The sequence below is a fragment of the Sorangium sp. So ce834 genome (genome assembly GCF_051521425.1).
GTDB lineage: Bacteria > Myxococcota_A > Polyangia > Polyangiales > Polyangiaceae > Sorangium > Sorangium cellulosum_D.
Map to the genome: position 1 here is coordinate 1,243,103 of NZ_CP150351.1, position 13,982 is coordinate 1,257,084.

At 71.6% G+C, this 13,982-nt stretch carries 14 protein-coding genes; 7 read left to right on the forward strand and 7 right to left on the reverse strand.

Annotated elements, in window-relative coordinates; genetic code table 11:
• Positions 1-27: 27 nt before the first annotated feature.
• The gene (locus WMF20_RS04580) at positions 28-945 is read right to left on the reverse strand and encodes an alpha/beta fold hydrolase (protein ID WP_437611010.1); all 918 of its coding nucleotides are present in this window, start codon (positions 943-945) and stop codon (positions 28-30) included.
• A gap of 465 nt (positions 946-1,410) precedes the next feature.
• Between WMF20_RS04580 and WMF20_RS04585 the strand changes: the two genes are divergently transcribed.
• The gene (locus WMF20_RS04585) at positions 1,411-1,710 is read left to right on the forward strand and encodes a hypothetical protein (RefSeq protein WP_437611012.1); all 300 of its coding nucleotides are present in this window, start codon (positions 1,411-1,413) and stop codon (positions 1,708-1,710) included.
• A gap of 138 nt (positions 1,711-1,848) precedes the next feature.
• Here the strand turns inward: WMF20_RS04585 and WMF20_RS04590 are convergent, their stop codons facing one another.
• Positions 1,849-4,587: a protein kinase domain-containing protein gene (locus WMF20_RS04590; RefSeq protein WP_437611014.1), complete on the reverse strand. Its 2,739-nt coding sequence runs from the start codon at positions 4,585-4,587 to the stop codon at positions 1,849-1,851.
• 278 nt (positions 4,588-4,865) lie between these two features.
• On the opposite strand from WMF20_RS04590, the gene WMF20_RS04595 reads away from it, so the two are divergent.
• Both WMF20_RS04595 and WMF20_RS04600 read left to right on the forward strand, forming a co-directional pair.
• On the forward strand, positions 4,866-5,300 hold the full coding sequence (locus WMF20_RS04595) for an STAS/SEC14 domain-containing protein (protein ID WP_437611016.1): 435 nt from the start codon (positions 4,866-4,868) through the stop codon (positions 5,298-5,300).
• 48 nt (positions 5,301-5,348) lie between these two features.
• Complete coding sequence (locus WMF20_RS04600) at positions 5,349-5,774, forward strand: STAS/SEC14 domain-containing protein (protein WP_437611018.1); 426 nt, start codon at positions 5,349-5,351, stop codon at positions 5,772-5,774.
• 60 nt (positions 5,775-5,834) lie between these two features.
• Here the strand turns inward: WMF20_RS04600 and WMF20_RS04605 are convergent, their stop codons facing one another.
• Positions 5,835-6,680: a GFA family protein gene (locus tag WMF20_RS04605; RefSeq protein ID WP_437611020.1), complete on the reverse strand. Its 846-nt coding sequence runs from the start codon at positions 6,678-6,680 to the stop codon at positions 5,835-5,837.
• 99 nt (positions 6,681-6,779) lie between these two features.
• Positions 6,780-8,063, reverse strand: coding sequence for an adenosylmethionine--8-amino-7-oxononanoate transaminase (gene bioA / locus WMF20_RS04610; RefSeq protein WP_437611023.1), 1,284 nt, complete (start codon positions 8,061-8,063; stop codon positions 6,780-6,782).
• A gap of 540 nt (positions 8,064-8,603) precedes the next feature.
• Between bioA and WMF20_RS04615 the strand changes: the two genes are divergently transcribed.
• The 4 genes from WMF20_RS04615 to WMF20_RS04630 all read left to right on the forward strand — a co-directional run bounded on the left by WMF20_RS04615 (position 8,604) and on the right by WMF20_RS04630 (position 11,780).
• Complete coding sequence (locus tag WMF20_RS04615; RefSeq protein ID WP_437611025.1) at positions 8,604-9,455, forward strand: alpha/beta fold hydrolase; 852 nt, start codon at positions 8,604-8,606, stop codon at positions 9,453-9,455.
• Positions 9,456-9,546: 91 nt separating this feature from the next.
• A complete protein-coding gene (locus tag WMF20_RS04620) occupies positions 9,547-10,284 on the forward strand; it encodes an RNA polymerase sigma factor (protein WP_437611027.1) in 738 nt (245 codons plus the stop codon).
• Positions 10,285-10,290: 6 nt separating this feature from the next.
• The gene (locus WMF20_RS04625) at positions 10,291-10,533 is read left to right on the forward strand and encodes an anti-sigma factor family protein (protein WP_437611029.1); all 243 of its coding nucleotides are present in this window, start codon (positions 10,291-10,293) and stop codon (positions 10,531-10,533) included.
• Between the two features lie 317 nt (positions 10,534-10,850).
• Complete coding sequence (locus WMF20_RS04630; protein WP_437611031.1) at positions 10,851-11,780, forward strand: helix-turn-helix domain-containing protein; 930 nt, start codon at positions 10,851-10,853, stop codon at positions 11,778-11,780.
• Here WMF20_RS04630 and WMF20_RS04635 read toward each other — a convergent pair.
• From WMF20_RS04635 to WMF20_RS04645, 3 genes are all read right to left on the reverse strand, one after another.
• On the reverse strand, positions 11,777-12,214 hold the full coding sequence (locus tag WMF20_RS04635) for a hypothetical protein (RefSeq protein WP_437611033.1): 438 nt from the start codon (positions 12,212-12,214) through the stop codon (positions 11,777-11,779). The two genes, WMF20_RS04630 and WMF20_RS04635, sit on opposite strands and share 4 nt — an antisense overlap.
• On the reverse strand, positions 12,211-12,915 hold the full coding sequence (locus tag WMF20_RS04640) for a hypothetical protein (protein WP_437611035.1): 705 nt from the start codon (positions 12,913-12,915) through the stop codon (positions 12,211-12,213). The genes WMF20_RS04635 and WMF20_RS04640 overlap by 4 nt, the downstream gene beginning before the upstream one ends.
• Positions 12,916-13,111: 196 nt before the next feature.
• A complete protein-coding gene (locus tag WMF20_RS04645; protein ID WP_437611037.1) occupies positions 13,112-13,960 on the reverse strand; it encodes an oxidoreductase in 849 nt (282 codons plus the stop codon).
• Positions 13,961-13,982: the final 22 nt, after the last annotated feature.

The following is a 13,982-nucleotide window of genomic DNA, read 5'->3' on the forward strand; positions in this document are numbered from 1 at the left end:
GGGCCGTATCCCCGAGTGGGCGGCCGCTCAGCCGCGCGCGAAGGCGAGCAGAGCGCGGCTCACGCGCTCGCGGTGGGTGACGAACAGCCCGTGCGGCGCGCCCTCGATCACGAGCAGGCGGCTGCCCGGGATGAGCGCCGCCGTCTTCTCGCCGGTGAGCGCGAGCGGCGCCGACGCGTCGCGGTCGCCGTGGATGACGAGGGTCGGCACCGCGATCCGGCGCAGCTCGTCGCGGAAGTCGGCCTCGACCGACGCGCGGTTGCAGTCGAGGAGCGCCTTCATCGAGCACTGGAGCATGAGGTGCTGCACCCACTCCCTCATGGCCTGCGACGTGTCGGGCACGAAGAACGGCGGCGCGTTGTCCGCCAGCCATCTCGGGTAGTCGGCGCGCATCGCCGCGCGCGCCTGCTCGACGAGGCGCCGGTCGAGCCCGTCCGGGTTGTCCGCCGCCCTGAGGAGCATCGGCGTGGTCGGCGCCAGGAACACGGCGCGGGCGATCCGGCCGTCGCCGTGGCGCGAGAGGTAGCGCGCGATCTCGCCGCCGCTCATCGAATGGCCCACCAGCGTGACGTCCCGCAGATCGAGCTGCTCCAGCACCGCGGCGAGGTCGTCGGCGAGCGTGTCGTAATCGTAGCCCCGCCCCGGATCGCTGGAGCGGCCGTGCCCGCGCCGGTCGTAGGCGACGCAGCGCAGGCCGCGATCGACGAGGTCGACCATCTGGTAGCCCCACATCTCGCTGCTCAGCGCCCATCCGGAGAGGAACAGCACGGGCTTGCCCGCGCCCCAGTCGCGGTGGAACAGCCGCGCGCCGTCCCGCGCCTCGATGAACGGGCCGGCGGCGTGCCGCGGCCTGCTCCGCGCCCCCTGCGGCTCTCCGGGGCTCGCCGCCGGACCGGATCCGGGGTCCACGGGGGTGGCCGGCGTGTCGATGCGCTGTTCAGTCATTGCGGGTCTCCTTCCTCGTCGCGCGTTGTGAGGAGGAGTTGAACCACGCCGCGGGCGGGGGTCGATTATCTGCCAGGTAATGGGAGAGCGCGAGCCGCCGCTCGGGGGCCGGCGCGGCGGCGCGGCCCGGCCTGGCGGGCCGTCGAGGTACGGCCAGCGGGGACCTGCGCGCCGGGGCTGGCTCGATGGAGGTGAGTGGAGGCGCGGGGAGAGCCGGGGCAGGCGCGCTTGGTTGCGTCGGTTGCGTCGGTTGCGTTGGTTGCGGGCGATGAAGCTGGCGTGGTACTTGTCGCAACCATGAGGCCTGGGGGATCCTTTCTCGCCCTCGTCGGCGCGTGCGTCGGCTTTGCGTGCGCGTGCTCCGAGACGCCGCGGCCGGCGGCGGGCCCGCGGATCGCCGGCGCCGCGAGCGCGCCGCCTACGCGCCCTCGGGTCCAGATGTACCCGGCGGCCGATCTGGAACGGATGGCGCGCATCGCCGCCGCGCGCTGCAAGGAGGCGAGCACGCCGTCGGACCCCGCATGTCTGCTCACCCAGGCCTCCACGTTCCTGAGATACCCGCCCGGGGATCCCGATTGCCGCTACGTCGCGGGGACCGCGCTCTCGGTCGCCGAGTGCTCGCAGTTCGAGGAGGGCTGCCTGAGCGTCGATCCCGGCGATCTCGTCCGCCAGCTCGACGCCTTGCAGAGCGCCGGCAAGGACTGCCAGCGCGAGCCGACCGACGCCGAACGGGCCGAGGTGCTGCGGCTCACGGGCGCGAAGTGATGGACTGAACCGGCGTCGGCCGGCGCGGTCCGAGGGGCGGAGCGCCGTGCTGCGATCGCCGCGAGCGACGGGGCAGGGAACGCGGTAGAGCGAGCCGCCGTGATGGGTGTCGCGCCCCTCGCCGCGCAACGCGCGAGGTCAGGAGGTGCCCTCCTCGTGGAAGAGTCGCCTCAACAGCGCGCGCGTACGCGGGGAGCCATGCGCCGCCGTCCACCTCACGCGATTGTCGAAGCGCGGCGTCTTCGCCCAGTGTCGCTCGAGCAGCTGCGGAGCTCTCTCGTATTCTCCGAGAGACGCAGGGATCTTCGGGCTGTGGACGAGCTCGGAGCATGTGTAGGCGCTCCAGCGATGATCCGATGCGACATACGCGGTCGGCGCCGTGAACTGATACTCCGCGGACAGGGCGCCGTCATGCCCGTAGGAAAGTAGAAAGAGCGTCAGCTCCGGCGCCTCACCCTCGCCGAGAAAGTCTTCGTAACGCTGGCGTAGCAGGGCCATGGCGTGCTGGCCTTCTTCACGACTCAGCTGCACGCGCTCCGTGTCGGTCAACAGCTCCGTGTCCGCCCCCGAGCGTAGATCGATCACCCGGAACGTTGCCTCATACATCGGGTGCGCGCCGCCCCAGTTCACGTGGACCCCCGTGCGGACGAAGAGGTACGGCCCGACCGATGCAAGGAGCTGGATCGACTGCTCGAACTCGAACGCCTCCGAGCCCTCTTCGGCGCACTCGTCCACGGTCGGCGCGCTGAGCGACAGGGTATTCCCGGACGCCGCGTTGATCAGCACCACGTCGTCGATCTCGCGCTCCACGATGGGCAGGCCGTCCCGGGAGGTGTCGTTCTCCCTGAGCCGATCCATCACGGCGGTGAGAGCGCTGGTGTCGAGGAGGCGGATGGCTCGCTTCCTCCTCCGAGCGATCCATACCTGCTCTCCGGCCGCGAGGATCAACGCCGGGGCGCGCGCCACGACCCGCACGCGGTCGCCGTCCTGCGTCAGCCAGACCGTCTCATCGTTCCGTCCGTCGGTCACCCAGGAGAGGACGTCCGTTCCGAGCTTCGCCACGGCATCTCCGCCGGTGACCGTGCTGCGGAGGGCCTCCCGCGAGGCCTCGCAGAACGCTCCGGCGTCGGCGGGGCGCTTCTCCCTCTTCCAGGACGTGGCCTGCCTGAGCAGGCGCCTCAAGGGCTCATCGCAGTCGAGGGCGTCGATGATCTCGTCAGGGCCGCGGATCACCTCCACCGGGAGCTCCGCGCCGTGCAGGCAGAACACGGCGGTCATGCCGAGCCCGTACACGTCGGCCCGCGCGTCCGCTTGCTGAGGATGCGTCAGGCACTCGGGCGCTGCATAGAGGACCGTGCCGAGGGCGCCGGTCCGCGTACCTCCCGTCGTATCCCCCACGTTCACCAGATCGAAGTCGGTCAGCTTGGGCTGGAGGCTCTCATCCAGCAGGATGTTGGCAGGCTTCACGTCGCGATGGACAACCCCCATCGTGTGCGCGTGCGCCAGCGCCTCTGCGATCTGGATCAGCAGCGGCAGCGCATGTTCCTTCGGGAGCCTGCCCTCGAGCACTGCGCGCCGGAGATCGCCGCCCTGGGCGAGCTCCATGACGAAGTAGTAAAAGCCCCCGTCTTCGGCGCCGGGCTCGAGCACGCGGGCCACGGCGGGGTGATCCAGCTGGGCCATGATCCGCGCGCCGCGGAGGAACCGGTCGCGCCGGACCACGTCACCCGCCAGATCGGGGTGGAGGACCTTGAGCGCGACGGCCTCTCGCTGCGCGCGATCCTGCGCCTTCCACACCGACGCGAAGCCGCCGCGGCCGACGAGCTCGAGGAGCAGGTAGCGCCCGTCTCCGAGCACATCTCCTGCACGAAGCTGCCCTCCCTCCCGCAGCTGCCGCTTGATCTGCACGATCTCCTGATCGACCTCGGCCGTCCTGGCGCCTACCTCCGCGAGCGCTTTCCGGCGGTCGAGGGCCTTCTGGAGCTGCTCGCCCAGAACGCGGGTGCGGTCGTCGGGGTAACGAGGAGAGAGCTGCCGGCGCTGGCGAGCCGGCGATCGCGGGGCAAGATCCAGCCCGAACGCGAGAAAGTCGGCGAGCACCGCCGCCGCTCTGCCTGCCGCGACGCCGTGGAGGCGGTCGTCCTTGTGAGCGTCGCCGAAGTCCGATATCCCCCGGATGACCAGCCAGAGGATAGCGTCACGGCGACTCGCCGCGACGAACCCGGCGGATTCCATGTCAACCGCGATGATCTTCCCGTGGAGCTCGCGGAGCGCTCGCATCCCAGCTTCATCGCGCAGGAGCTTCTCTCCGCTGGCGATGGTGCCTCTCTGGATCTCGATCGTCGGAGCCAGCTCGCTGTCCGCGCCGGTCGGAGGCTGGGGTAAACTCCCGTCGATACGACCGAGGAGCCGGGACAGGCGTTCGGAGTCCGGACGGTAGCCCACCACATACTGGTTCATGGCGTGTGGCAGCTTCTCGCTCTCCGGCCTGGCCTCCACACGCGAACCGGCGGATGCTGCGACGACGGCAGCGGGCTCGTAGGAGACGACGCGCTCGGCGAGCACGACATCGCCGAGCCGGACCTGCCCGCGCATGCCCGCCGCGATCCCCGCGAGCACCACGGCGCGCGGACGGCCCCAGGCCATGGCGTCCCGCACCGCGGCGGCGGCGTGCGGATTGCCGGCGCTCCCGATGCAGGTGACGGCGACCTGGAGCTCTTGCCCCGACTGCGCGGAGTGCACGGCGCCCCGGTAGTAGATCGTGCCAGCGCCGTCGGTCTCGTAGTCCCCTTCGCGAAGGCCGAGCGCCGCGACGGCCGCGCGGAGCTCGGGTTGGATGACCGTCACGACGATAACGTCCACCGGATCGCGGCTCAAGGTGCGCGGATTGTCGCATGCTCCCGGGACGCCGGGGCCACCGTCGCGACGAGGTTGCCCGACCGCCGGCCGCGCGGTTTCCAGTCGAGGCGCCAACGCCGTCGTGCTCCGGGGCTGCGCTGCTCGCGCTGACCCTACGCCGGCGCTGGTGTAGGGCCGGGTGACCGCCGCGCTCGCCTGACCGCGGCCGGCCGCCCACTTCGAGCGGCGCGCTCGCTCGCGGCGTCGGCGGTTTGACCCTACGAGACGCATGTCATCGCGCAGCACGAGGCGCTAGCATGCTCGGTGTGAGCGATCTCGGCCTCAAGGACGCGTGCCTCGATGTTCGTGACGAGCCCGACGGCATCCTGCGCGTGGCGGTCCACGGTGACCTCACGGACGACCGGGCGCGCGCTGTGATCGGCGTGCTGCGGCGGGCGGCGCACGACGGCCGCGACGTCCTGGTGCTCGCCGACGTGCGTCACACGGGATCCATCCCGGCGTCGGCGCGCCGGATATCGGCAGAAGAGATGCGCACCGCGCGCATCGATGCCGTCGCCATCGTAGGAGCGAGCTTCCCCCTGCGCGTCGTCGTGACGCTCCTCGCGAAGGGCGTGCACATCCTCACAGGACAGCTCTATCCGCAGCAGTTCTTCGACACCGAGGGCGAGGCGCGCGCGTGGCTGCTCGCCCAGCGAGACGCGCTACGGGCCAGGCGGGGCCCGGTCGCTTGACGCCAGCATCGGCGCACAACGCGCCGCATCGGCGCTAGCATGCTCGGCATGAGCGATCTCGGTTTGAAGGACGCGAGCCCCGGAGTTCATGAAGAGCCCGACGGCATCCTGCGCGTGGCGGTCCAGGGCGAGCTCACGGAAGACCGAGCGCGCGCGATCATCGGCGCGCTCAGGCGCGTGGCGGAGAGCGGCGGCGACGTCCTGGTGCTCGTCGACGCGCGTCACATGGGCCCCGTCCCGCCGCCGGCGCGCAAGGCGCTCACGGAAGAAGTGCGGAGCGCGCGCCTCGACGCGATAGCGCTCGTCGGGGCGAGCTTCTCCGTGCGCGTCATCGTGGCGCTCCTCGCGAAAGGCATCCAGATGATCACGGGACGGCCCTACCCGCAGCAGTTCTTTGCCACGGAGGAAGAGGGGCGCGCATGGTTGCTCGCTCAGCGGGACGCCCTCCGGGCCGGGCGGCGCCCGGCCCCCTGACCATCGCATCCTCGTTCATCGCCCGCGGTCGTTTTGCGCCTTTGCGCCGTGGTGCCTTTGTCAGGCCTGGGGCGGCAGCTCAGCGAACTGCGGCACGTCGCCCGTGATCCGGAACCAGCTCGCCTTGGAGCCGGCGAAGATGTGGGCTGCCGGCCGGATGCCGGGGTCGGTGTCGAGCGCGCCCGCGGGCACCACGGCGAAGCCGCGCTCGGGCGACAGGCGCGGCGCCGCGCCGCCGCAGCCCACGCAGAAGGCCACGCTGAAGAACCGCGCCTCGGGCACCTTGTAGCTCGCGACCCGCGCGTCGCCGCGGACCCAGCGGAACCTGTCCAGGGCCACGAACACGTTGGCCGCGTGCGCGGCGCTGCGCCCGCGGCGGCAGCGCGTGCAGTGGCAGTACATCATGCGCAGGGGCGCGCCCTCGAACTCGAAGGCCACGTCGCCGCACAGGCAGCTGCCCTGAGTGACTCCCTCTCTGGACGCTGCCGCGGGGCGCTCGACGACCGGCGCCTGGATCTGGGGCGGCCACTGCTCGAACTGAGGCAGGGAGTCCGTGATCGTGTACCAGGGCGCCTTGGAGCCGACGAACTGGTGAAACTGCGGCTCGATGCCGGGATCGCCCTCGAGGTTGCCGGCATGGACCAGGGCGAGCTGCCTGTCCGGGGCGAGCAGCGGCGCGGCCGCGCCGCAGGTGCCGCAGAAGGAGCGATGAGGGCTCGCGCTCGACGCGCGGACGGTGTGCTCGCCGGCGAGCCAGCGAAAGCCCGGCAGCGGCGCGACCGCGGCCGTGGCGAACGCCGAGCCGTGGAACTTGCGGCACATCGAGCAATGACAGTTCAGCATGGTCTGGAACGGACCGTCGATCTCGAAGCGGACCGTTCCGCATAGACACGCGCCCTTGGTCATGGTCGTACCCTCTCGTGGTCGTGCGTCATCCGTGTGCACCGGAGCGATGACCGGGGCGCGCACGTTAGCACGGCGGGGTGCGGCGGAGCGCGCCGCGCCTCAGATCCCGGACAGCACGCCCACGATCGCCTCGCTGATGCGCGACAGGTCTCTCGGCTCGATGACGTAAGGCGGCATGGTATAGACCAGCTTCCCGAACGGCCGTAACCAGACGCCGCGCTCCACGAACGCCGGCTGTACGCGCGCCATGTCGACGGGCCGCTTGAGCTCGACCACGCCGATGGCGCCGAGCACGCGCACGTCGGCCACCGCGTCGAGGGCGCGGCAGGGGGCGAGCTCGCGCTGGAGCTGCGCCTCGATGGCCGCGACCCGCGCGCGCCAGGGCGAATCGAGCAGCAGCCGGACGCTGGCCAGCGCGGCGCTGCACGCGAGCGGATTGCCCATGAACGTCGGACCGTGCATGAACACGCGCGGCTCGCTCCCGGCGATGGTCTCGGCCACCCGCTCCGTGAAGAGCGTGGCGGCCAGGGTCATGGTGCCGCCGGTGAGGGCCTTTCCCAGGCACATGATGTCCGGCGCGATGCCCGCGTGGTGGCAGCCGAACATCTCCCCGCTGCGGCCGAAGCCGGTCGCGATCTCGTCGAGGACGAGCAGCACGTCGTGGCGGTCGCACAGGGCGCGCAGCTCGCGCAGGTAGCCCGGGTGGTAGAAGCGCATCCCGCCGGCGCCCTGCACGACGGGCTCGAGGATGACGGCCGCCACCTCGTGCGCGTGCCGCTCGAGCAGGGCGGCCATGCTGCCCAGCGCTTCCGGCGACCAGGGCGCGCCGAAGGCCGGGCCGGGCGCCGCGGCGAACAGGTGCTGGGCGAGCGCGCCGCGAAAGAGGTGGTGCATGCCGTTCACGGGGTCGGTGACCGCCATCGCGCCGAACGTGTCGCCGTGGTAGCCGCCGAGCACGCTGACCAGGCGGCGCTTCTCCGGCCGCCCCCGCGCGATGAAGAACTGCAAGGCGAGCTTGATGGCCACCTCGACCGACACGGAGCCGGAGTCGGCGAGGAAGACGCGCGTCAGCGGCTCGGGCGTGAGCGCCACGAGCGCCTCGCACAGCTCGACCGCGGGCGCGTGGGTGAGGCCCCCGAACATGACGTGGCTCATCCGCCCGAGCTGGGCGCTGATGGCCGCCGTCAGCGCCGGGTGCCCGTAGCCGTGGATGGCGGCCCACCAGGAGGACATGCCGTCGACGAGCTCGCGGCCGTCGGTGAGGGTGAGGCGGACGCCCTCCGCGCGCTCGACGGCGAAGAGCGGCGCGCTCGAGACGGGCGCGGCGTAGGGGTGCATCACGCAGCGGCGGTCGCGCGCGACGAGATCGTCTTCGCTAGCCACGGCGCCCTCCTCGGGCCTGCCGATCCGACGGCTCGCGGTCCTCTTCGCGTTCGAGCGGGCTGCGGCGCGCGGGCGCGCGGGTTCCTCGGGGCTCGACCGTTCGCCAAGGCATCGCGGCGCGTCTAGCCCAGAACGCGCGGCGCCACCAGGGGCCGCCGGGCGCGCCGCCCCGCCCGCCGCCTCCCGTGCCCGGCGCCGCCGCGCCCGCCGCCGCCGCGCCGGAGAGACGAGGCGGTCGCCGGCGGGATCAACCTGCGTCGGGTCGCACACACCCGTGCAGGATCTCGACGCACGATCGTGAAGGCTGGCTGCGTCGGCCGGCATTCACGGACACGAACAGCGCGCCGCCCGGCACCCCTCCGTACGATTCCTCGATCGGGCTGTAACGTTCGGGCCCCCTCCGAGACTGTGCTTGTAGCGGGATGAGCCGCCGTGGCGCCGGGGACAGGCCCGGGCGCAGGGGCGCGCGCATTCATCGCACGTCGAGACACCTGATGACGTCGCGCTCGAGGAGAGCCAGGCGACGATGAGGAGACATCCATGAACGGTTTGCTTCGCAAGGTCCTGCGGTTTGGGACCATGATCTCGGCCGCTGCGCTCATGTCGTCCGCGCTCCCCGCCTGCGGCGGCGGGGACGGCGACGGCGCGACCGGAGCCGGCGGCCCCCAGGGGTCGGACAAGAACACGTATGTCCTGGTCCACGGCGCCTTCGTGGGCGGCTGGGCGTGGGACAAGGTGGTGCCGCTCCTCGAGGCCGGCGGCAACGAGGTGATCGCCCTCGATCTCCCCGGGCACGGCGAGGACCGGACGCCCCTCGCGAACGCCGACCTGCAGGCCTATACCGACGCCGTGGTGGAGGCCATCGACAGCGCCTCGCGCCCCGTGATCCTCGTGGGCCACAGCATGGGCGGCATCGTGGTGAGCCAGGCGGCCGAGCAGCGGCCCGACAAGGTGAAGACGCTGGTCTACCTGACCGCGTTCCTGATGAAGGACGGCCAGTCGCTGAACCAGGAGTGGGCCGACGACGCGGGGGCGGAGATCAAGGCGTACGCGGTCCCGTCGAGCGACGGCACCTCGCTGAGCTTCAAGGAGGGGTGGGCCGAGGAAGCCTTCTGCCAGGATTGCTCTCCGGAGGACATCGAGGCGCTCGAGAGCCACCTGCGCGAGGAGCCCGCCAAGCCGTTCGACGAGCCCATCCACGTCACCGAGGAGCGGTGGGGGAGGGTCCCGCGGGTCTACATCGAGGCGCTCCAGGATCTCGCCATCAGCCCTGCGGAGCAGAGACAGCAGTACACGGCCTTGCCCTGCGAGAAGGTGATCTCGATCGACGCGGGCCACGCCCCCTTCCTGACGAAGCCGAAGGAGGTCGCGGACGCGCTGACCTCGCTGTGACCCGGGCGGCGGCCGCCGTCCTCTCCGGGGCGAGCCGCCAGGGATCTGCGTCGATTGATGGGGGGCTCGGCGGCGTGGTACCGTGCTCCGCGTGTCCCACGACGCTTTGGCCGACGCCGGCGCCGGCGCCGACGGCACTGCGGCCGCGCCGGCGCGGCGCGCATCGGCCGAGGTAGGCCCGCTCTCCGCGGCGGACGGCGCGGCCTGCTCCGCGGCGCCGGCGGACGACCTCGCGCTCGTCCGCCGGCTCCTCGCGGGCGACGAGCAGGCCTTCGAGCAGCTCGTGACCCAGCTCCACACGCCCATGCTCCGGCTCGCCCGGACCATCGCCGGCCCCGCGTGCGCGCAGGAGGTCGTCCAGGAGACCTGGGCGGCGGTCTTCGACGGGCTCGTCCGCTTCGAGGGGCGCTCCGCGCTGAAGACCTGGGTGTTCCGGATCCTCACGAACCGCGCCAGGACGTGGGGCGCGCGGGAGAAGCGCACGGTCCCCGTCTCCTGGCTGGAGGACGGGGAGCACGGCGGCGAGCCCGCGGTCGACCCGGCCCGATTCGACAGCACGGGCGACTGGGTGAGCCCGCCTGTCCCCTGGACGGAGCAGAGCCCGGAGGGGCTCTTGCTGCGCAAGGAGATCGGCGTCGTGCTCCAGCGGGAGATCGAGGCGCTGGTGCCTGGCCAGCGCGCGGTGGTCCTGCTGCGCGACGTGGAGGGGTGTCCCTCCGACGAGGTCTGCGAGATCCTGGGCATCAGCGAGGCGAACCAGCGGGTCCTTTTGCACCGCGGCAGATCGAAGCTCCGGGCCGCGCTGGAGCGATACCTGACGAGGGGGTGAGCGCGCATGGTCGTCACGTGCTGTCAGCTGACGGAGATGATCACCGACCGGAGAGAGGGGAAGCTGTCCTCGGAGCAGGAAGAGGGCTGCGCGCGGCACCTCGCGTGGTGCGATCGGTGCCGGACCTACCTGCGGCAGATGGATCTGACGATCGACGCGCTCCGGGGGATCCCGGGAGAGCCGCTGCACGACGAGGTCCGCGCCGCGCTGTTCGCGCAGTTTCAGCGGCGGAAGACGACCGCCGACTAGCGCCGCGGGTCAGAGAGCCCGCATGACCGGCCGCGCAGAGCGATCGCGCTCGTGCGGGCGTGGACCCGAGGCGAGGCCACGATGACACGCTATGCGGGAGTCCGCGCGGGCCCTGATCAGCTCTGTCTAGCTCGTCGCCTTTTGTGATCTTCCCCTCACGAAAAATCTCACGGATCGGCTCTACGTCGCAAGGCCCAGGAGCTGTCCAGCGGCGCCTTTGCGCCTTTGCGTCGAGCTCTCTCTCCGGATCCCTGGGTGGGCTCCTGGCGCCGTCCGCCCGGATTGACAGACCGGGCTCACTTTGCTTCGCTACCCGCATGGGCCGCGAGGAACCCTCGCCGTGCGAGCTGCTCCGCCGGGGCCTTTACGCCGCGACGCCAGGGCGGTCGCCCCGCGCGGCGGTGTCGTCACGCCCGCTCGGCGCAGGCGAGATGATGATGATCGACGGTGGACCGCTGCGGTCGGTGCACGCGCCGCGCTCCGAGAGCGGCGGAGGGCACGCTGTCCTGCTTCAGCTCGAGGGAGGCTGCGTCATCGAGCAGCCGGCGGGCGCCTGCGAGCTCACACCGGGCTCGATGGTGATCCTCGACGACTCGAAACCAACGGTGCGCACGGCGACCGGCAGCAGCCACGCGCAACGGTGGCTCTTCGCGCGCGTTCCATCGCGCACCTTCGGAGGCGGCATGTTCGCGCGTGCGCCGCTCCGCGTCATGACGAAGGACAACGCCGTCGATCGGCTGCTGCACGATCTCCTGTTGAACCTCTGGTCCTCGGCGCCCCACATCGACGGCGCGCAGCAGGAGGCGGGTCTGGCGGCGCTCGACGCCTCGGCGAGGATGTCGTCCGCGGCGCAGGACGCGCGAAGGACCGCGCGCGTCCATGTCCGGGTCGAGCGCGCCATCGCGCTCATCGAGCGTGAGCTCGGGGATCCGGACCTGACGGCCGAGCGGGTGGCCTCCGCGCAAGGCGTCAGCCGACGGTACCTCGATGGGCTGTTCGCCGCGAGCGGCTCGAGCGTCGAGGCCTGGATCCGAGAGCGGCGACTGCAGCGCGCCGCGCAGGCGCTGAAGCTCGGCAGCCCGGACACGAAGCTCCTCGCGGTCGCGGTCGAAAGTGGTTTTTCCAGCCAGAGCCACTTCTCGCGCGCGTTCGCCCGTCGCTTCGGCATGACGCCCAGCCAGTGGCGCAAACGCTCCTCGCTCGCCGGCGCCGCGGCGAAGCTCGGCGAGGACGAGCCCTGGCGCTAAGGGCGGCTCGCGCGCGGGTCTCTGGCGCGGTACATCCTCTTCAGGACGCGAAGGCTCAAGAGCAGCGGGACGCTGACGAAGGCGACGACGAGCGCGGCTATCATGAAGGCGCGAGCCGCCGACGTGAGGTTGCCAAAGGCGCCGATGTTGAACGTGACGACCGGCGGCACGAGGACGGCCGCGCCGAACATCGTCACCGCCACGGTCCGTACGGCGTCCACGGTCGCGTGGCGCATGGCCCGCGCCGCCCCGAGCGCGACGCCGATCGCCATCGCGCCGAGGAGCCCGATCGGGACGCGCGCCAGCGTTCGATAGGCGTCGGGCCCGAAGAGCCGCGCCGGCATCACGAAGCACGCGAGACCGAGCGCGAAGCTCGCCGCGCCGAGCGCGCCGATCACGACGCGGATCCAGGCCGGTGCTCGCGCGGGCGTCATGCGTCCTCCAGGACGAAGTCGAAGGTCGCGACCGGGGGCCCCGAGGCGGTCTGTCGGAGGTCGACCACGAGCCTCGGATTGAACAGGGGGTCGCGCGCATGGCCCTCCGCGTCCTCCGGAAAGAAGATCTGCGTCGTCAGGAGCTTCGTCTTCGCCCCCTGCGCCTTGACGTGGATATGAGGGGACCGGACCATGCCGAGGATCGCGTACCCCTTCGGGAAGACCGTGCTCACGTCGAACTCGCCGCCTGGGCCGGTGAACTGGTGGCCACGGTATCCATAGTCGACGTTGTCGTACAGCGCATCCTCGTCGGTTTGCCAGAGGTCGATCACGGCCCCGGGGATCGGGCGGCAGCGCACGTCGAGCACGCGACCCCGCAGCACGAGCTCGCGGCCGTGATGGGCTGGGCGCCGGAAGTCCCTCTTGAGCGGCGTGTTCGGGGCGTAGAAGGGCCCCTCCTCCGCGCGGTCCGTCGCGGGCTGGTCGGCGCACGCGGGCGTGGGCGCGAGCGCGGCGACGGGCGGCGCCGGCGCCGACAGGTCATAGACGAGGGGCTGCGGGACGAGCTGCTTCGATGCAAGCCCGGCGACACCGAGCGCCGTTAGCCCGAGGCCGCCGAGGCCGGCCGCCAGCACGTCGCGGCGCGTGGGCCTGCCGTCGTCACGCGTCGGGATGGTCGAGATTCTCGCACCTTCCTTCATGGCAAAGCTCCTTACCCTGGAACGGGTCGTCGAAGCATGCGGCAGGCGGAGCTCGGACGTTTGCTCGATGTGGAAGTGAAGACTTGCCCGAGGTGGAAGTGCGTCACATCGGAGGCCTCACGCCGCGCCAGCCAGCGACCGGGCGAGCCGGCGGCCCGCGACCCTGCGAACGGCCTGCGCCGCCCGGGCGCGAGCTTCACGTCGGAAAGTCGGTCGACGCCGAGACCGCGCGCCACGCGGCGAGCTCCTGCGCCACGAACGCGTTCTTCGCCTCGATCGCGGCGATGGCGTCGGTGCCGAGCGGAAGACGGAGCGGCGGGTTCTCCGCGCGGGAGAGCTCGACGACGACGCGGGCGAGCCGCACCGGGTCGCCAGGCTGCTGGAGGCTGACCTCCTTCGCGTAGCTCCGGACCTTGCCCGCGGTCTCCGCATAATCGTCGATGACCTTTCCCGTCGCCACGGCCGACTTCGCCTCCAGGAACTCCGTTCGGAAGTAGCCCGGCTCGATGACCGTCACCGCGATGCCGAGCGGCGCGAGCTCCGCGTGCAGCGCCTCCGAGATCCCCTCGACGGCGAACTTCGTCGAGCAGTAGATGCCGAACCCAGGCCCCGACCGATAGCCGCCCACCGACGAGAGGTTCATGATCCTGCCGGCGCGCTGCTTCCGGAGCTGCGGAAGCACGGCGCGCGTCACCGCGAGCAGGCCGAACACGTTCGTCTCGTAGACGCGCCGCACCTCGTCGCCCTCGGTCTCCTCGATCGCGCCGACGACGCCGTAGCCGGCGTTGTTCACCAGCACATCGATCCGGCCGAACCGAGCGACGGCGGCCTCGACCGCGGCGGCGATGGACGCCTCGTCCGTCACGTCGAGCGCAACGGGGAGGAGCGCCTCATGCCGCCCGAAGCGGTCCGTGATGCTCCTCGGATCGCGCGCGGTGGCGACCACCCGATCGCCGGCGGCGAGCGCCGCGTTCGCGATCTCCGCGCCGATTCCGCGCGATGCTCCCGTGATGAACCACACACGCTCGTTCTCGCTCGTTTCCATGGGGATCTCCTCTTCTGGTCCG

What these genes read in the sequence shown, in the direction of transcription:
- WMF20_RS04580 (WP_437611010.1), bottom strand. Translation starts at nt 945, where the DNA reads ATGACTGAACAGCGCATCGACACGCCGGCCACCCCCGTGGACCCCGGA.
- WMF20_RS04600 (WP_437611018.1), top strand. Translation starts at nt 5,349, where the DNA reads ATGAGCGATCTCGGTTTGAAGGACGCGAGCCCCGGAGTTCATGAAGAG.
- WMF20_RS04645 (WP_437611037.1), bottom strand. Translation starts at nt 13,960, where the DNA reads ATGGAAACGAGCGAGAACGAGCGTGTGTGGTTCATCACGGGAGCATCG.
- WMF20_RS04615 (WP_437611025.1), top strand. Translation starts at nt 8,604, where the DNA reads ATGAACGGTTTGCTTCGCAAGGTCCTGCGGTTTGGGACCATGATCTCG.
- WMF20_RS04625 (WP_437611029.1), top strand. Translation starts at nt 10,291, where the DNA reads ATGGTCGTCACGTGCTGTCAGCTGACGGAGATGATCACCGACCGGAGA.
- WMF20_RS04595 (WP_437611016.1), top strand. Translation starts at nt 4,866, where the DNA reads ATGCTCGGTGTGAGCGATCTCGGCCTCAAGGACGCGTGCCTCGATGTT.
- WMF20_RS04630 (WP_437611031.1), top strand. Translation starts at nt 10,851, where the DNA reads ATGGGCCGCGAGGAACCCTCGCCGTGCGAGCTGCTCCGCCGGGGCCTT.
- WMF20_RS04640 (WP_437611035.1), bottom strand. Translation starts at nt 12,915, where the DNA reads ATGAAGGAAGGTGCGAGAATCTCGACCATCCCGACGCGTGACGACGGC.
- WMF20_RS04585 (WP_437611012.1), top strand. Translation starts at nt 1,411, where the DNA reads ATGGCGCGCATCGCCGCCGCGCGCTGCAAGGAGGCGAGCACGCCGTCG.
- WMF20_RS04605 (WP_437611020.1), bottom strand. Translation starts at nt 6,680, where the DNA reads ATGACCAAGGGCGCGTGTCTATGCGGAACGGTCCGCTTCGAGATCGAC.
- WMF20_RS04635 (WP_437611033.1), bottom strand. Translation starts at nt 12,214, where the DNA reads ATGACGCCCGCGCGAGCACCGGCCTGGATCCGCGTCGTGATCGGCGCG.